Annotated in this window: 12 protein-coding genes; 9 read left to right on the plus strand and 3 right to left on the minus strand. The window is 59.8% G+C overall.

Translation table 11 applies throughout. The features are described from left to right. Positions 1-179: 179 nt before the first annotated feature. A complete protein-coding gene (locus Mal65_RS09125) occupies positions 180-1214 on the minus strand; it encodes an exonuclease domain-containing protein (protein ID WP_145296305.1) in 1035 nt (344 codons plus the stop codon). A gap of 250 nt (positions 1215-1464) precedes the next feature. After that, positions 1465-2667, minus strand: coding sequence for an HD-GYP domain-containing protein (locus tag Mal65_RS09130; RefSeq protein ID WP_145296308.1), 1203 nt, complete (start codon positions 2665-2667; stop codon positions 1465-1467). Positions 2668-3104: 437 nt separating this feature from the next. Here Mal65_RS09130 and Mal65_RS09135 point away from each other — a divergent pair, with 437 nt between their 5' ends. From Mal65_RS09135 to Mal65_RS09150, 4 genes are all read left to right on the plus strand, one after another. Further along, on the plus strand, positions 3105-4859 hold the full coding sequence (locus Mal65_RS09135) for a SpoIIE family protein phosphatase (protein ID WP_145296311.1): 1755 nt from the start codon (positions 3105-3107) through the stop codon (positions 4857-4859). Then, a complete protein-coding gene (locus Mal65_RS09140; RefSeq protein WP_145296314.1) occupies positions 4859-5173 on the plus strand; it encodes an acylphosphatase in 315 nt (104 codons plus the stop codon). The genes Mal65_RS09135 and Mal65_RS09140 overlap by 1 nt, the downstream gene beginning before the upstream one ends. A gap of 226 nt (positions 5174-5399) precedes the next feature. Further along, the gene (locus Mal65_RS09145; RefSeq protein ID WP_145296317.1) at positions 5400-6674 is read left to right on the plus strand and encodes a BamB-related PQQ repeat family beta-propellar protein; all 1275 of its coding nucleotides are present in this window, start codon (positions 5400-5402) and stop codon (positions 6672-6674) included. A 264-nt stretch (positions 6675-6938) separates the two neighbouring features. Beyond that, a complete protein-coding gene (locus Mal65_RS09150; protein WP_145296320.1) occupies positions 6939-8333 on the plus strand; it encodes a hypothetical protein in 1395 nt (464 codons plus the stop codon). Between the two features lie 84 nt (positions 8334-8417). On the opposite strand, the gene Mal65_RS09155 is transcribed toward Mal65_RS09150, so the two are convergent. Continuing rightward, entirely contained in the window at positions 8418-9230 is an 813-nt protein-coding gene (locus Mal65_RS09155) for a sugar phosphate isomerase/epimerase family protein (RefSeq protein WP_145296323.1), read from the minus strand. A 364-nt stretch (positions 9231-9594) separates the two neighbouring features. On the opposite strand from Mal65_RS09155, the gene nusA reads away from it, so the two are divergent. The 5 genes from nusA (at position 9595) to Mal65_RS09180 (ending at position 17763) form a co-directional block, all read left to right on the plus strand. Beyond that, positions 9595-11139, plus strand: a complete 1545-nt coding sequence (nusA, locus tag Mal65_RS09160) for a transcription termination factor NusA (RefSeq protein WP_145296326.1) — start codon at positions 9595-9597, stop codon at positions 11137-11139. Positions 11140-11480: 341 nt separating this feature from the next. Further along, positions 11481-14654 (plus strand): translation initiation factor IF-2, encoded by a 3174-nt coding sequence (gene infB, locus Mal65_RS09165; protein WP_145296328.1) that lies wholly within the window; start codon positions 11481-11483, stop codon positions 14652-14654. 582 nt (positions 14655-15236) lie between these two features. Beyond that, complete coding sequence (gene rbfA, locus Mal65_RS09170) at positions 15237-15653, plus strand: 30S ribosome-binding factor RbfA (RefSeq protein ID WP_145296331.1); 417 nt, start codon at positions 15237-15239, stop codon at positions 15651-15653. Between the two features lie 22 nt (positions 15654-15675). After that, the gene (locus Mal65_RS09175) at positions 15676-16908 is read left to right on the plus strand and encodes a hypothetical protein (RefSeq protein WP_145296334.1); all 1233 of its coding nucleotides are present in this window, start codon (positions 15676-15678) and stop codon (positions 16906-16908) included. 105 nt (positions 16909-17013) lie between these two features. Further along, on the plus strand, positions 17014-17763 hold the full coding sequence (locus Mal65_RS09180; RefSeq protein ID WP_145296337.1) for a YebC/PmpR family DNA-binding transcriptional regulator: 750 nt from the start codon (positions 17014-17016) through the stop codon (positions 17761-17763). Positions 17764-17897: the final 134 nt, after the last annotated feature.

The following is a 17897-nucleotide window of genomic DNA, read 5'->3' on the forward strand; positions in this document are numbered from 1 at the left end:
CGCAAGGTCCAATCCAGCGATGATCCGCCAAATGTATCGAAAAATGTGTCACCATCGATGTGATTGCAACACGGTGTGATAGACACAGGGTTAGATGTTCGCCACCAACATCACGACTCATGTTTGGGGGCTCATGATCGGGGGCATCCAATATGCCGGATTGTGGGCACGGTGATGGGCTACGATTGATCCGATTCCTCGCCGACCCACTGGCCCACGGTGTCGGTGCCCAGGATCAGCCCCAAGAATTCTTTTTCGTCCAAGACCCGAATGTTTTGGCCGGCGGCGCGGCGTTGTCGGGCGGTTTGTTCCTTGACGCTTTCCGTTCGGCCCGCCGCCGCGGTTCGTTCGTCGGGGCATCCGCGGACCAGCAAACTGGTTTTTCCGTTCACGTTGCCTTGGCACTGGCCGCCCGATTCACAGGCCAATCTTTCCGCCTGTTCACGCTGCAGGACCCGCAGCCGACCCGTGAAGACGATTCGCTGTCCTGCCAAAGGCTGAATGAACTGGGCGCGGATCAGCAGACGCTGGAAATCGACGCCGGGTGTGTCTTCCGGTTCACTGTGGGGTGGCGTGGGTGTGGATAAAGCGGTGTCGTTTGCTTGGGATGCTTGGCGGCTGCGGCGACGGCGCTGGGTGGTGGCACCGCGATATCCCCAGGGGCCGGCTCCGCCGCGGGCAAGTCCCAGTCGCGATTCCAGATCCGCCACCGATTCGGCTTTGCGGCTGATCCCCGCGGCCAACAGGATCTTGGCACAGGCAATGGAATCTTCCAAAGCGTCGTGATGACGAAAATCCACACCCAGCCAAGTGGCCAAGGGTTTCAGACCATAACGTCGGCGATCAGGCCAAGTGCGTTTGGCGATCGCGCGGGTGCAGGTGAAGCTGAGCTCTGGAATCTCGCAGCGATGTTGTTGCAGGCAAGCACGCAACACGCCGATGTCGAACGCCGCGTTGTGAGCCACCAGGATCTGATCTTCCAGCCACGGTTGAATGTCGGGCCAAAGCTGACCGAAGGTCCGTTCGTCGGCGACTTGATCGGGGGTGATCCCGTGAATGCGGATGTTCGACGGGTTGAAATAGGCTGGGACCGGGCGGATCAACCAGTTGGCCGAATCGATGATCTTGCCTTCGCTGACACGCACCGCCGCCAATTGGCATGCGCTGTCTTTGCGGTGACTGGCGGTTTCGAAATCGATAGCGGTGAAATCCATCCGTGATCCGGCGGTGGTCCAGGCAAACCGGCGGTGGCACTTGAAAACAATCGCGACCGCCATCGGGGAATTGCCGCCGGCTCGAGATATCCAGCTCGAGTCTTCCAACTCGGGCTTTTCGACATGGGCCTGCGGGCATGCCACGATTGTCGCCGCTGGAAGCGCCGCTGCCAATCGGCGGTTTGCGTCGCGGAGGCCGGGAAGAAGAGCCCGACCGACTTGGGGCACGATCCGCGCTGTCGAAACCGGGTCAGGCCACGCTTTCGGGCATCCGGATTTCGCCGAATTCTTGGACGACCAAAGGCCGGGTCACGAACAGTTCCGATTCCTTCAGATTGATTTGGCGGCCCGCTTCGTCGATGTCTTGGACGATCGGGTATCCGTAATCGGATCCGTTGGTGTGAATCGGGCGGACTCGCGACGCGTCGCTCAGTTCGACCATGCTGCCCAGCGGGTAAAGCGAAATGGTTTCCAACAAACCCGACACCGCGATCGGGGCAAATTTCCCGGAACTCATTCCGTTGACGATGTAGGCGACCGCGTCACAGGGGACGATGCGGGGCGCCGATGGCGGCGGGCTTGTCAGCGTCAGATACGTGTCCACCACGGTCAAAATGCGTCCCAGCGGGTGAATCGATTCGCTTTTCAATCGCCGCGGGAAACCCGTTCCGTCCAGACGTTCATGAACCTGGCCGACGATCATCGATGCGGTCGACGAACACCGTGGATCGGCCGCCATCATTTGTTCGCTTTGCAGCGGGTGCTGTCGATAGATCGCTTCGCCGGCTTCGTCGCGACTTTGATGAGGAAAGCGTTGGTTGGGCGGCAATTCGAACAGAGTCCAATCGTGCGCCATCGCCGCGCGGCCCAGGTCCATGACGTCCTTGTGGGCCAAGTTCATTCGCAAGCCCACGCCGATCGCCAACGTGGAAAACTGGACGCACCGTCGGGTCAGGTCCAGATCGCTTTGCCGCAGTAACGTGTGGGCGACGACCGGATCGGATTCGTCGGTGACTTCATCAGCGATGTTTTCGATGGCCGGGTCGACGGTGCGAAGGTCGACGCGACCGGTTTCGGCGTATTGTTGCAACAGGTCGTCGACGATGGCCGCGTTTTCAAAGAACAGTTTGGCGGTTCGTTCCCGCTTGATTTCGTCGTATGCCGACATCGCCGCATCGGCTTGCTTTTGTGCAGGCGATGCGGTGGCGGTGGCTTTGGCGGTATCGGCGGATGGTTGCGTGGTTGGGGCGTCGCCGTCTTTGCCGCCACGCCCGGGCGTCGTGTACAGCTGTTCGACGCCGTTACGCATCAGCTTTTCGATCAACAGCCCGGTGATCAGTGATCCCTGGGTGATCATCAATTCGCCGGCCGAGTCATAAAGATCCGTCTCGGTCTTCTGCCCCAGCTCCAAATCCGCGGTCTGGATCATTTCCGTAAACTCAGCCTTACTCATCCGATAGTTACCCCCTTTGGTTGATCTTAAAATCGGCAATCGGGCAAAGTGGCGCACAGGTAAGCTGTCAAAACTGCGGCGCTTCGCGATGATTTATTGGCGATTTCCTGCGGCTTTGGCCAATGATGCGGGTCGCCACAGGCGAATTTCTCGCCCCCTCGCCGAAACCGGCCCGGCGGTAGCCGTTCAGGCGTATAGCGGGCCGCGGGGGGAATCCCCCCGGTAAAACCGATGGTCCGGTCCAATGTGAGGCCATTCGATCGCGGCCGGGGCCATCGAGCGATGAAACCGGGCATGCGAGCGGTGAAATCTGAGTTCGCTGGGGCGATTTGGTCGAATCGATCTTGATTGTGGGGGGCACGTCCTGCTTTTAAACTGCACCGTCCCCGCGGCGGAATCAAAGTTCGCGGGCAACAGTTTCTTCGACGTGGCGATTCATGGCATTCCTTTCCTGCAGTTCTCGTATTCCCGGACAGGCCGACGCGGCACCCGCCGAACGGTTTGAATTGACCGAGGCGGTGACGACCATCGGTCGCCACCCCGATTGCACCATCGTGGTCGAAGCCGGCGCGGTCAGCCGATTCCATGCGCGGATTCTGCACACCGACGACGAGTTTCGCGTCGAAGATTCCGGCAGCCGAAACGGCACGTTCTTGAACGGCCAATTGATCGCCGAGCCGCACGTCTTACAGGAAGGCGACCGCGTCCGGATCAGCGACATCGATTTCGTCTTCCACCGCGAAGACGTCCCGCAGTTCGCCGCCGGCCAAGCGATGACGTTCGACGGTTCCAGTTTCGGAATCGTGATGGTGGACGAAAACGAAACGAAGAACGAACCGTTGCCTCAGGTGCAATATTCGTCTTCGCAAGAAGGCTTGAAGATGTCCGCCACGCCGGAAGCCAAGCTGGCGGCGCTGATGCGGATCAATCGAAACTTGACCGGTGCACTGACGCTGGACGAAGTCTTTCCCAAGGTCTTGGAAAGCTTGTTCGAAATCTTTCCGGCCGCCGATCGCGGATTCATCGTCACGCAAACTGGCGAAGGCAAGTTGGTTCCCCAGTGGGTGAAGACACGACGCAGCCGTGATGAAACCGAAACCGTCCGGATCAGCCGGACCATCATTCGCCAAGTGATGGAAAGCCGCGAAGCGATTCTGTCGTTGGACGCGATGGACGACAGCCGTTTTGACAGCAGCGAATCCATCGCCGATTTTTCGATCCGGTCGATGATCTGCGCACCGCTGCAGGACGAAGACGGCAATTCGATCGGCGCATTGCAGATCGATTCGACGCAAGGTCACGGCCAGTTTCGTGATGAAGATGTGGACCTGTTGTCCGGCGTCGCGGCCCAGGCCAGCATCGTCATCAACAATGCGCGGATGCACCAACAGGCGCTCGCGCAACAGGAAGTCGAACAAGACCTGCGATTGGCGACCGAAGTCCAACAGGCGTTCTTGCCGCAAACGTCGCCCGACGCGGTCGGCTTTCGGGTCCGCAGTTTCTATCAAGCCGCCAATCACATCGGCGGTGATTACTTTGATTACATCTCGCTTCCCGATGGTCGCATCGGTGTCGTCGTCGCGGACGTTGTCGGTCACGGTGTTGCCGCTGCGATGTACATGGCAAAACTGTCGGCCGAAACTCGGTTCTGTTTGGCCAGCGAACCCGATTTAGGCAAAGCGATCGAGATGCTGAACAATCGGATGAGCCGTTTGCATGTCGAACGGTTCGTCACGTTCTTGTTGGTGGTGATCCAGCCCAATGAAGATCGCATCAGCATCGTCAACGCCGGTCACATGCCACCCATCGTTCGTGATTGCGGCAATGGCCAACTGTGCGAACCGGGCGAAGAAGAATCGGGCTTGCCGATCGCGATCGACGAAGGCATGGACTACGAAGCGGTTGATTTTCAAATGTCCACCGGCGATCTGTTGGTGATGTACACCGACGGTGTGAACGAAGCGATGAACATCGCGGACGAAGAATTTGGAACCGACCGGATCAAGGATCTGACCGCCCAAAGTGGCACTGCGGATGAAGTGAAGCAGCGAATCGTCGACGCGGTGTTCGAACACATCGGCGACGGCGACCAGTTTGACGATATGTGTTTGGTGGTCATCGAACGCATCAGCGAGACGCAACCGCCCGATGGCATCAGCGATACCGCCGGCGAAATTGTGGACCCCGTCTGATGGCGGCTTCGTCCGATGCACGCGGGCCACGTGTCGATGACCGATCGCGCCGAGTCGTGGTGACCTATCGTGGGCATGTCCAGGGCGTCGGCTTTCGCGCCACTGCCGTGCACTGTGCCCGCGGGCTTGCGGTGGATGGGTTTGTTCAAAATCTGCCCAACGGCGACGTTCGAATGGATGTACAGGGACCTCGGGGCGACGTCGATGAATTGATGCGACGGATCGGGATGGAAATGTCGGGACGGATCGATGACACGCTGGTCGACCCGCGCGACGCCATGCCGCCACGTAACGGTTTTCGTATCCGCTATTGATGGCCGATCATCGATGGGCGGCCGTGCTTTGGTTTTCTTTTCCGGTGGCGTCCGTCGGCCGTCAAGAAATTCATCAGGTTTTCAGCATCGTCCGCGGACTGATCCGATAAGCTTGTCGGCCACGTCATTTTGGGGCATCCGTCGTTTTCGGCACCTTCTTTTGGCTCGGTTTGCCACGCGGGCATGATGAACCGGGCCTGTCTTGTTCTTTCGGAGACCTCATTTGATGAATCGATTGTTCACCGTCGCATCCGCGATCGCTGCCTTGTCTTTGTCGGTGGTTCCACAGGTTGCTTGGGCTGGGAACTGGGGGCACTGGCGCGGCGAAGACGGCAATGGCGTGGCGACCGATGCCAATCCACCGGTGAAGTTTGGCTCCGACGAAAATGTACGTTGGAAAGTCGACTTGCCGGGCAAGGGATCGGGATCGCCGGTCGTCTGGGATGATCGCGTGTTCGTCACGTCGGCGGCCGCGCTGTCGGCTGACCCGCTGGGGATGCACGAGTTTTTGGTGATGGCGTTTGATCGCAACACCGGGCAAACCTTGTGGTCACAGGTGGCGGTCAAAGCCAGGCCGCACGAAGGAACGCACAGTACCAACGGATTCGCGTCCGCATCGCCGTGCACCGACGGGCGTCACGTTTACGCATCATTCAATTCACGCGGTTTGTTTTGCTACACCATGGACGGCCAGTTGGTGTGGAAGCGTGACTTTGGCGACATGGCCATGCGGAACGGCTTTGGCGAAGGCAGTTCGCCGACGATCGAAGGCGACATGTTGTTGGTCCCCTGGGATCACGAAGGAGCATCCCGTCTGTATGCCTTGGACAAGAACACCGGCGAAATCCTTTGGAAAACGGATCGTGATGAGCCGTCCAACTGGGGAACGCCGTTGGTGATCGAAAGCGAGGGGCGTTCGCAGGTCGTGTTGACCGGCCAGAACAAGGTCCGTTCGTATGACTTGCAAACAGGCCAAGAACTGTGGTCGTGCGGTGGCCAAACGGAGCGACCGGCGGCATCACCCGTGGCCACCGACGATTTGGTGATCGTCACCAGTGGATTTCGCGGTGCGTTCTTGGGGGCCTTTGATCCTCGTGGCCGCGGCGACATCGAAGGCACGTCAAGCGTCGTCTGGACGCGTCATCGAGACACACCGGATATTGGATCGCCGTTGCTGAGCGGAAACCGGTTGTACTTTTACAAAGGCAAATCCGGTGCATTGACTTGTGTCGACGTCACCACCGGACGTGAACACTATGTCGCCCAGCGAATCAGCGGGTTGCGAACGATCTATGCGTCGCCGGTCGCCGCCGGCGGACACGTTTATCTAAGCGACCGCAGCGGATCGATCGTGGTGATCAAGGACAGTCCCGAATTGCAGATCGTGTCGGTCAATCAAATGGGGGAAACCGTCGACGCGACTCCCGCACCCGTGGACGATCAATTGATTGTTCGTGGGGAAGACCATTTGTTCTGTCTGCAACGGTCTGAGGAAGGTTGAGGGTTGAAGCCTTCGCGGGAATCAAAAACGCATCATCAAGTCGGGGGCTGGGGGTAAGGTCGGACAGAGTGCCGGTTTTTCAGGCTGGGACTGTTCTGGCGGTTTTCGTGGCTTCAACCGCCCACTTGGCGGGATCGCCCGCCGGGATCGGTGGGCCAAATGGTCGCAAGCGAGCTATGCATTGTTGTTGACGATCGACGGGATCGTCGGCGATGCCATTGACCTGACTTGTTTGTTGCCGCGTTGGCACGGGATCGACCCTCTATGAAGGTGCAGCGTTTTGTCGTCGTTGAACCTCGCAATTTCCGCGTGATGCTGGGCGGGTTCCTGGCCACGCTGGCGTTGGTCGCCGGTGGCACCCTGGCTTTGTTACAGCAGCGTTACGATTCGACCGGTCGTTCGTTTGACGCCGCGGAAGTGACGCAACAGTTGGCTGCCACGCCGCTGGGAATGCAAATCGTGCGACGCGTCGAAACGATGCGTCCCGATGCCGACGGCACGGCCAGTTTGCAAGTGGTGATCGGTCAAGCGATCGAAAAACTACCGCCACAAGCCGACGTGCTGCGGTATCTGGGGATCGCAACCGCGGTCGCCGTGTTGGGGCTGGTGATATGTGGCAGCGGCGGGCCGTCGATCGTCGGGTGCATTTTGTATCCGATCCCCGCAATTCTCAGTTTGTTGGGGTATTGTCTGCGTTACGGTCGCGGCACGGTGATGGTGCGTCTGGCGCACTTGATCGCAGGTGTGGGCATGCTGGGGTACGCCTATCAGTTGGGCTGGATGCCTCAGGACACACCACCCTATGCCGATCCGGCGACGCCGTGGTCGATGGTGTTGGCGGTTTATGGCTTGGGCACGCTGGGGATGGCGGCCATTGCGGGCGCAGTGATCAACATGTGCCTGGGCGGAAAGCGATACGATCCGGATTGTTTGAACGTTCACACTGCTGCGATGATGAACGCCCCCAATTCACAGGTTTCGCGTCAGCTGCAAAACGTTGCGGTGGCCAGCGGCGAAGACGGCTTGGCGGGAATGAAGATCGATCATGTTGTCCGGCACTACCATGACCCATCGATCACGATTTCGATGGACGGCAACCTTTCAACCAAGCTGGCCAAGTTCACGTCGGAACTGGAATCGTTGGATTTCGAATCCCCTTTGGTGATCGAAGTCGGCGGCCACGAAGGGCTGGTCAATCAGGTGGTTCAGGTCGGCTGTCAAAACATGGTGCTGGCGGTCAGTTTTGATCGCTCCGGTGCAAGCGATGGTTCGGATGCTTTGTGCGTTTGCTTGTTCGGCGTCTTGGCCGACGGTCAAGTCGTCTGCACCGTCACCAAAGACGCCGTCGCGGGAATCACCAAGCGGAACGCCAACAGCGGCCAGATTCAGATCGCCGGCAGCCGATCGGCTGCGGGGATCTTGAAGCAGCATTTGGAAACACTGGTCCAGCGGGCACGTCGATCAGGGACGGAAGTCGCCGAACTGTATCCTGGCGAATGGCGTGACGTTTACGCTTACGTACATCGAGTGATGCTGGATATCGGACACCAGCACGGCGACAACGGATTCAAGGTGACGCCGTCATCGCACGGCCGTTTCCAGTTCCCGTTCCAAGCCGTCCAGCCGCTGAGTGTTGCCAGCGGGTCGGCACCGGTTTGACCGTTTGCCTGTTCGGGTTACCCATGGCGATGCGACAGCGTGATCGTCGCCGGACAAGGTAGCATGGCTGTTGCGGACGGCCGCTCAGTTCTGGGCGGCCCGCATGTTGTCCATGCTTTCGCGGACGATGCGTTCGACACCGGGTGAATAGTCAAACACTTCGACGCTGACATAGCGGTCGTACTTGGCGTCCATCAGTGCCTGGAAGATCGGCCGGAAATCGACGTCGCCCATGCCGGGGCCCAGCAGGTTGGGGTCGTTGGCGTGGAAGTGCAGCATGACATCAGCGTTGTCGTGGATGATGTCGGGGATCGGGTCGGCTTCGCTGCTCATTGCTTTGACGTCCAGGTGCAATCCCACGTGATCGCTGCCGACCAATTCGATCAATTCACGGGCTTCGGCAGCGGTGTTCAGGAAATTGCCTTCCTGGGGACCCAAAGGTTCCAAGGCGATTTTGACGCCGCATTCTTCCAGCGTCGGGCTGATGTCCTGCAGGACCACCGTGGCGGCGGCCGTCGCGTCGACCATCGACTCGCCTTCGGGGACGTTACGTTGTTGCGGTGAACCCAGCACCATGACTTCGCCATCGATGTCGGCACAAAGGCGGATCAGATCGCGAAAGTACTCGACGGTTTCCAGGTGAATCCGAGGATCGGTGCTGGTCAGGTGAAAGCCTTCGGTCTTTGCCAACAGCCAGTGCAGCCCGATCACTTCCATCCCGGCCGCATGAACCGCATCGCGATAGGCGCGGCGTTGCGCATCACCGTAACTGCGGATGTCATCGGTCAGCATGAATGGCGCGACTTCCCACCCTTGGTAGCCGGCTTCGGCGGCGAACTGGAGGGCACGGTTCAGGTCCCAGTCGCCGAACGTTTCATTGCAGATGCCGTATTTCATGGGGGTCAGTTGCTCCGTGAAGGCCTTGGCGTTTGGTGCGACGGTCAAATGAATCGTCGAAGAAAAATGCGGTGACGCGACGTTTTAACCGCACGCCCACGGTCATCCCAGACGACGGCGTTGATCGGCCGGTCATCACGACCCGATGAAACGTACGCCGCGGGGCCGAAAATCGTGCCAGCCGGGGCGGTTGTGTTGACCGCCTCAGGGGGCATTGTTGCGGCGCGGATGGGCGCCGTTACGGCCGGACTTTGGTTGACATCTTGGCCGACGAAAGATAGGCTCCAAACATTCGAGTCCAGCAAATGCACGTGTGCCCGGGCCCATTCAGGTTCGGGCTGTTTTTTTACACCCCCACGCCGACATGAATCCACAAGACATTCTTCGCTACGTCGATTCCATGCATCGCGAGAAGAATATCGATACCGACCTGGTTTTTTCGGCGATCGAATCCGCGCTGCAATCGGCCGCGAAGCGTCAGTACGGCGAAGAGTCGGATATTACGGTCAATTTGGACCGCAGCAACGGTCGCATCATGGCGACCCTGGACGGCCAGCCGTTGGGTGACGACCAGATCGGGCGCATCGGCGCCCAGACCGCCAAGCAGGTGATCATTCAAAAGGTTCGCGAAGCCGAACGCGATTCGTTGATGACCGAGTATCGCGAACAGATCGGCGAGATCGTTAGCGGGATCATCGGAAAAGCCGACGGCGGCGTTGCCACTGTCAATCTGGGCAATGTCGAAGCAATCTTGCCGCGTAGCGAACAGATCCCCGGCGAAACACTGCACGCCAATGAACGCGTGCGTGCGATCGTGTTCGAAGTCCGCGCCGCGGGTAATCGTGTGCGGGTCGTTCTAAGCCGCACGCGGCCTCAGTTGGTCCAGCGTTTGTTCGAACAGGAGATCCCGGAACTGTCCGAAGGCGTGATCAGCATCAATTCGATCAGCCGCGAACCGGGATACCGCAGCAAGGTGGCCGTCAGCAGTGTCGATTCCCAGGTCGACCCCATCGCCGTGTGCGTGGGTTATCGCGGCAGTCGGATCAAAGCGGTTCGCGAGGAACTGGCGGGTGAACACATCGACGTGGTTCGCTTCAGCGATGACCCACAAGTCTTGATTCCCAACGCCCTGCAACCGGCGGAAGTCGAGCAGGTGTTGTTGTGCGACTTGATCGGGCGGGCCATCGTGCTGGTTCAAGAAGACCAGTTGTCATTGGCGATCGGGCGTCGCGGCCAAAACGTTCGCCTGGCCAGCAAGCTGTGCGGCTGGGACATCGAAATCATGACTGGCGGCGAACTGGAAGAACAGATCGAACGCGCCGTGACGGGCTTTAGCCAGATCGATGGCGTTACCGAAGAGATCGCGCAGGCTTTGGTCGAACAGGGCTATCTGTCCTACGACGACCTGTCGGTGATCGAACCGGATGTGTTCGCGGAAATGAGCGGCTTGCCGCTGGAGACGATTGACCGGATCGTCGAAGTCGCCGAAGCGAGAGCCGAGGAAGCCGAGGAGGCGGCGGCCGAAGAACGAGCCCAGCGTCGCGAACGCGAAAAGGCGCAGAAGGCCGTGGAGGCTCAGGGCGGTGAAGCCCCGACCGGTGAGGCAGCAACCAGCGAAGCACCTGCGGATGATGCAGGGGCCGAGCAAGCGGTGTCGGCTGAAGCAGAGTCGGTCGAAGTGGAAGCGGAGTCGCCCGAAGCACCGGTTGCAGAAGCAGAGGCTGAGCCGGCCGAAACAGAGGCTCCGGCTGAGGAAGCCGAAGCGTCGGCGGATGCCGAAGAAGCGGTTGCCGAGTCGGCCGACGATTCACAGGAGACGGACGCATCGCAGGCCCAGCCGACGGCGGTCGGGCAAGACGGCGGTGACGTCGACGGTTCAGACGACCCCCAGCGGAACGAACCGAGCTGACGTCGTGTCGGGCCGTCAAGACCGGGGATGCCGACCAGCAAAGTCGGCGTGTCGGAGCCCCGAGTCGCGAAATTGACGGCTTTTGGCGACGGAAGCGGTTTCCCAATTGTGGAACCTTGCGTTATTCTACCCGACTGGCAGAGCCGCGCTCGCCGTCCCCCGATGGCATCCCACCGAAAGCGGACGCTTTGATTCTTCGGTAATTCCCCCCGGGATTCCTTGAAAGTCGATGAATCCCGGCGTTGGAGGACCAAGTTTATGTGACCGAATATTTGAACCAAGGATCGGGGTGCGCCGACGCATTGCCGATTCACCATTGATTTCCCCAGGATCTTACCCCCGTGCCCGTACGCATTTACGCGCTCGCAAAAGAACTGAACCTCGACAGCAAAGACCTTGTTGAAATTGTCAAGAAAGTCGGGCTGACCGGCAAAGGTTCGGCGCTGGCTAGCTTGACGGATGACGAAGCCGTCAAGGTACGCGAACATCTTTCCGGCGGCGGCGCCTCGGCTGGCAAAAAAGCCCCGGCCGCCAAAGCCGCTCTTGCCGATTCGAGCCCCGCGGCACCCGTTGCCGCTGTCCGCGACGCCGTTGTTCCCAGCGGGCGTCGCCCGATCACGATCCGAGGCGGACGTGGGGCAACCGAGCGACGAAACGACGCCGCCGCGACATCTGGCGATGTGACCACCGCCGATGCCCCCACCGAAACCGGGGCCGACGAAGTTCAGGTTTCCGAAACACCGACGGCGGAAAAAGCACCCGTCCCGGCGATGCCGGCCGAACCACCGGCCACGCCGCCGCCCGCGATGCCGCCGCTGGAGTCCAAGGCAGCTGCCTCCGGTGCGGATGATGCCTCGGCCAAGGATCGCTCCGACCAGGCCGAGCGTCCGGTGCCCAAGATGCCCAAGTCCGGTCCGCTGTCACGCGGCCCGCTGTCGAAGGATGCTTCGCCGTCGCGTCCGATTCCTAGAATGCCTGCCAAGTCGGGCAAGCCGGCCGGTCAACCATCGGCGCCTGCGACGCCGCCCAAGACCGAAAAGAAAGCGGCACCTGCTGCGCCGGCTGCCAAGTCCGGTGATACGTCGATGGCCGAACGCATCGCCAGCCGCATGGGGTCCACCGGCAACCGCGTGGTGCCCAATCGTCCGGGCCAACCGGTGGCTCCGGTCCGCGGCCAAATGGGGGCCGGCAACCGCGTGCGATCGCTGGATCGTCCACGACGTGGGGGCGGTGAAGGTGACGCCAATGTCAAAGGCGGCGGCGACGCCGGCAAGGGCAAGAAACGCGAACCCAAAATCAAAATCAATCTGGCCCAGCTGCCTGATGCTCCGGCCCCGGCTGAAAAGCCGGCTGCCAGTGGACCGGCTGCTCAAAAGCCCGATATCAAGCTGAGCAAAGACTTGATCGCCGGCCACAAAAAGGGCATGTCGGCACCGCTGCAAAAACTGGAATCCGAGGAAAAGGAACGCACCGCGGCCAAGCGTGGCGGTGGCGGCTTGAAAGGTTTCAGTGGCCGTAAGAAGGGTGCGGAGGAAGAAGAGGAACGGCCCGGCCGCAAGAAAGGCAGCTTGGCCGGCATGGCCAGCGCCCGCGCCGAACGCGTACGGGGTGGCGGTGGCCGCCGAAATTTGGGCTCCGGAGACTACCGGGGTGGCCGCCGATCGCCCGGCAATTTCCGAAAGACCACGCTGAAACGCAAGGGAACCAACACCGCCGCGCCGCGGAAGGAAAAGGTGACTTTGGAGTTGCCTTGTACCCTGCGTAGCTTCTGTGAAGCCGCCGGAGTTCCCGTTGCCCAAGTGCTGCGTGTCCTGATGGGCATGCAGATGATGGTCAACATCAACAGCGAAATCGATTTGGAAACCGCCGAGCTGTTGGCGACGGAGTTGGACCTGGACATCCAGCTGAAAGAAACCGAGACGCTGGAAGAAGAGGTCATCACCCAGCTGGAGGAAACCGAGGACGATCCGGAATCCTTGGTTGCTCGGCCGCCGATCGTGACGTTCCTGGGGCACGTCGACCACGGGAAAACCAGCCTGCTGGATTACCTGATCGGAATCGACGTGGTCAGCGGCGAAGCCGGCGGGATCACCCAGCACATTCGTGCTTACCAGATCGACAAAGACGGCCAGCCGATCACGTTTGTCGATACGCCGGGCCACGAAGCGTTTACCGAAATGCGGGCCCGCGGTGCGAACGTCACCGACATCGCGGTGCTGGTCATCGCAGCCGATGACGGCATCATGCCGCAAACCGAAGAAGCGATCAGCCACGCCAAAGCCGCCGAAGTGCCGATCGTCGTGGCGTTGAACAAGATCGATTTGGAAGGCGTCGATCCGAACCGTGTGATGACGCAGTTGACCGAACACCAATTGACGCCCAGCGAATGGGGCGGCGATGTGGAAGTGGTGCCCACCAGTGCCATCAAGGGCACCGGAATGGACACCCTGTTGGACACATTGCTGACGGTGTCCGAGTTGCATGAATTCACCGCCAACCCGAACCGCCAAGCGTTGGGCGTTTGTTTGGAAGCCGAACAACACGGCGACAAGGGGGTGATTTCCAAACTGGTCGTTCAGAACGGAACGCTGAAGGTTGGCGACATCATTGTTTGCGGTCCGGCCCACGGCCGTGTCCGTGCGATGACCGATCCGCTGACCGGAAAACCGATCACCGAAGCCGGACCGTCCACCCCGGTCAGTTTGACGGGCTTGGATCAACCGCCCGGTGCCGGTGACCGTTTCCACGTCTTGGATGACATTTCCAAGGCCCGTGAAATCGCCTCGCAACGTGCCGAATCGTCCAGCCGCCAATCCCTGTCGGGCATCACCACCAAGGTGTCGTTCGAGAACTTCCAAGAAATGTTGATGGAAGGCAAACTGGGGTCGCTGGAAGACAAGGTCAAGTTGAACATCATCGTGCGGGCCGACGTGAAAGGTTCGTTGGAAGCGATCGACAAGGAACTGAGCAAGTTCGACCACCCCGAGGTCGAAATCCGCGTGCTGCAACGCAGTGTCGGCGGGATCACCTTGGCCGACGTCACCCTGGCCAGCGCATCCGATGCGGTGATCATCGGTTTCAACGTCATCCCGGACGAACAAGCCCGGTCGATGGCGGACGAACGTGGCGTCGAAATTCGCCGCTACGACGTGATCTATAAGTTGACCGACGACATCAAGGCGATGATCGAAGGCCGCTTGAAGCCGGAAGAACGGGTCGTCGAACTGGGACGTGCATTGGTCAAGCAGACCTTCAGCATCAGCCGCGTTGGAACGATCGCCGGGTGCTATGTCGCCCAAGGCGTCATCGAACGTGGGTGCCGCATTCGCGTCAACCGCGACGGCCGGACCATCGGCGATTACGCCTTGGATACCCTGCGACGGGTGAAAGAGGATGTCAAAGAAGTCCCCCGCGGAATGGAATGCGGGATTCGATTGGCGAACTTCAACGACGTCAAACAGGATGACGTTCTGGAGGCTTACAAGATCGAAGAGGTTGCTCGTACGCTTGATTGATCCATCCGACGGCCCTGCGCCTGATTTCGGCGGGATCGTCCGTGGCGGCGATCGATCTTGCGATGGTTTCGACCGCCGCAGACGCTGGACGGAAACGGATCGCGGTTCACGACGGTGGATCCCACCGCTGCGATGACGGCGGCCGGTGACATCGTCCACCTTCCGCGGATCATCGACCCCCGGGATCAATCGGCAACCCACCCAGCAATGATCCTTCGCCATCGTTTCAGTTCGACCAGACGTTTGCGAATCGCCGGCGTTTTGCCGCGCGATGAGCGCGGCAATTTGCCAATCACGATCCGGATCGATTGCACCCGAGGGGATGCCGGGCCTGTCGAATCAACGCAAACGTGATCCCGCCGGCACCGGACCTCGCCATGGTTTTCATCACGGCGGTTCGTTCCGGTGAAACGGGGTCGCCGATTCGTTGGCCCTACCAGTGGGGCGGCACATGGCGGTCGTGACGATCGCATCGGTGCGTTCCCCGCCACTAGCCGCCCGACGACCGACGTTGCGATGGTCGCCGGGTCCGCCCGAATTATTCTGACCTATCCATCATCCACGAATCCTTACCGACCACTCTTGTCCAGCCGACGCCTATTGAAAGCCGCCGAAGCGATCCGCGAAGTCGTCGCCCAGGCCATCTTGACCGAACTCCGTGACCCCCGCGTCAAAGACGTGACGGTGGTGGGTGTTTCGGTCAGTCCCGACATGCGCGAAGCCAAGGTGGCCGTCAGCGTGATGGGCGATGAAAAGCAACAGACCTTGTCACTGCGTGGTTTGCAGAACTCCGCCGGATTCCTGCAAAGCAAAATCGCCCAACGGATCGACACGCGTTACACCCCGCGGCTGCAATTCAGCCTGGACAAAGGCCAACACAACGCCATGGTCGTGGGCGAATTGCTGGCCAAGATCCGCCGCGAACAACAAGACGATTCTGACGACGACGGGGCCGACGATGTCGACACGTTGCCGTCCGATGACCAACCCACATCCTGATTGACGCTACCCACACAAACGAATGTCCGCAAGCAATCGCGCCAAGCTGATCGAAAAGCTTCACAAGGCACTGAAGAAGAATTACAAGGTGCCGCCCACGCAACCGTCGCGTCCATTGTTGGAACACGTGTTGTACGCGTCGCTGTTGGAAGACTGTCCCGCCGATTTGGCCGACGAAGGGATGGCCAAGCTGGAACAGGACTTCTTTGATTGGAACGAAGTCCGGGTGACGACCATCAGCGAATTGGCTCAGGTGTTGGGCCGGCTGCCCGATCCGATTCGTGCCGCGTCACGGCTGAAGGGAAACCTGCAGGCGATTTTCGAGGAGTTCTACACGTTCGACCTGGATCACCTGAAGAAGGAAAACTTGGGCAAAGCCGTCAAGAAGTTTTCCGAGATGCCGTCGATGAGTTCGTTCGTGCTGGGATACACCGTCCAGCACGGTTTGGGCGGGCATTCGATCCCGTTGGACTACAGCGCGATGGTCGTGATGCTGGTCTGTGGCATCGCGTCGACGTCCGAAGCGTCCACCGGAAAGGTCCCCGGCTTGGAACGGGCGATTCCCAAGAGCAAAGGTTTGGAGTTTTGTGCGCTGTTGCACCAGTGTGCCGTCGACCTGAACCAAAACGCCAAAGACAAGACCGCGATGCAAACGCTGGTCGCCGTCGATAAGAATGCCGAAGCCAACTTGAAGGAATGGTTGTCCAGCAAGAAGGAGGCTCGCAAACGGGCCGCCGAACGCAAGGCAGAAGAAAAGGAAGCGGCACGCGAAAAGGCCAAGGCGGAAGCCGAATCGGCACAGCGGGCCGCGATCGAAGCCGCCGCAAAGAAATCGGCCTCCGCGTCGCGCCGAACCAAGAAAACCGCCTCTCAACCGTCGGCCGCCGAACAGGCCGCCGCCGAACAGGCTGCCGCGGCAAAGAAGGCCGCATCGAAATCAAAGTCCAAGTCGTCCAGGTCGTCAAAGGCAAAGTCGGACAAGCCTAAGGCGGAAACTGCCAAGTCCAAGGACAGTCCGACCAAGACCAGTTCGACCAAGGACAGCACGACGAAATCATCCTCGTCCACCAAGTCGGCTTCGTCGCGAAAGTCGACCTCGAAGTCCACCGCAAAAAAGAAGTCGTCCACCACGCCTGATGCCGGAAAGAAGCCCGCCAAAACCAAATCGTCATCGACCGGTGACACCAAATCGGCGTCGAAGAAAGCGGCCAAAAAATCAAGCTCTCGCAAGCTGAGCAAACGTAAGCCGCGTTGACGGCAATGTGGTTGATGGTGAGGTTATCGGGTCGACCGCCCGGACGTTGAAACCGAACCGATCTTAAAATCTTCTGTGCAACTGAATTGATACCGGAGTGTTTCCATGGCAGGCCACTCGAAATGGGCCAACATTCAACACCGCAAAGGACGCGTCGACGCGGCTCGCGGCAAGATGTGGAGCAAGCTGAGCAAAGCCATCATCATGGCCGCCAAATCCGGTGGCGGTGATCCGATGGCCAACTTTCGGCTCCGCAAGGCGATCGACGACGCAAAAGCCGTCAGTATGCCCAAGGACAATATTGAACGTGCCATCAAACGTGGCACGGGCGAATTGGACGGCGGGGACATGGAAGAAATCCTGTATGAAGGCTACGGCCCCGGCGGCGTCGCGGTGATGTGCGAAGCGATGACGGACAACCGGAATCGCACCGCCCCGGAAATGAAGCAATTGTTTTCCAAGTTCGGCGGCAATCTGGGAAACAGCGGCTGTGTGTCGTATCTGTTCGACCGCAAGGGCGTCGTGGTTTTTGAAGACGGCGTGGACGAAGAGCAGGTGACGATGATCGCCATGGAACACGGCGGCGAAGACATCGACCACAACGACGATGGCAAGCTGCAAGTGACCAGTCCGCCCGACGCTTTTGACGGTCTGGTCGAAGCTTTCACCGATGCCGAATTGGCGATCGACTACAGCGAAGTTTCACAGGTTCCCCAGACGACCGTCGACTTGGAATCGGACATGGCGCGAAAGGTGTTGTCGTTGCTGCAGGCGTTGGATGACCACGACGACGTCCAGAATGTCAGCACGAACCTGAACATCACCGACGAAGCGTTGCAGGAAGAAGACGCCTGAAAACCCTGCGGATGACCTAAGCTGGTCAAACTTTGACGGTTGTGTGGGCGCGGGCCGGTGCGCCCGGTTATTCGATCCGACACTGTTCAAAGGTTCGTGTGGGTCGTGCCGATCGCAACGATATGCGTTCTGGT

This window comes from Crateriforma conspicua (assembly GCF_007752935.1).
GTDB lineage: Bacteria > Planctomycetota > Planctomycetia > Pirellulales > Pirellulaceae > Crateriforma > Crateriforma conspicua.

Excerpts from the sequence above, each read along its gene's own strand:
- Mal65_RS09125 (WP_145296305.1), bottom strand. The coding sequence starts at position 1,214 with ATGGATTTCACCGCTATCGATTTCGAAACCGCCAGTCACCGCAAAGAC.
- Mal65_RS09130 (WP_145296308.1), bottom strand. The coding sequence starts at position 2,667 with ATGAGTAAGGCTGAGTTTACGGAAATGATCCAGACCGCGGATTTGGAG.
- Mal65_RS09135 (WP_145296311.1), top strand. The coding sequence starts at position 3,105 with ATGGCATTCCTTTCCTGCAGTTCTCGTATTCCCGGACAGGCCGACGCG.
- Mal65_RS09140 (WP_145296314.1), top strand. The coding sequence starts at position 4,859 with ATGGCGGCTTCGTCCGATGCACGCGGGCCACGTGTCGATGACCGATCG.
- Mal65_RS09145 (WP_145296317.1), top strand. The coding sequence starts at position 5,400 with ATGAATCGATTGTTCACCGTCGCATCCGCGATCGCTGCCTTGTCTTTG.
- Mal65_RS09150 (WP_145296320.1), top strand. The coding sequence starts at position 6,939 with ATGAAGGTGCAGCGTTTTGTCGTCGTTGAACCTCGCAATTTCCGCGTG.
- Mal65_RS09155 (WP_145296323.1), bottom strand. The coding sequence starts at position 9,230 with ATGAAATACGGCATCTGCAATGAAACGTTCGGCGACTGGGACCTGAAC.
- nusA (WP_145296326.1), top strand. The coding sequence starts at position 9,595 with ATGAATCCACAAGACATTCTTCGCTACGTCGATTCCATGCATCGCGAG.
- Mal65_RS09175 (WP_145296334.1), top strand. The coding sequence starts at position 15,676 with ATGTCCGCAAGCAATCGCGCCAAGCTGATCGAAAAGCTTCACAAGGCA.
- Mal65_RS09180 (WP_145296337.1), top strand. The coding sequence starts at position 17,014 with ATGGCAGGCCACTCGAAATGGGCCAACATTCAACACCGCAAAGGACGC.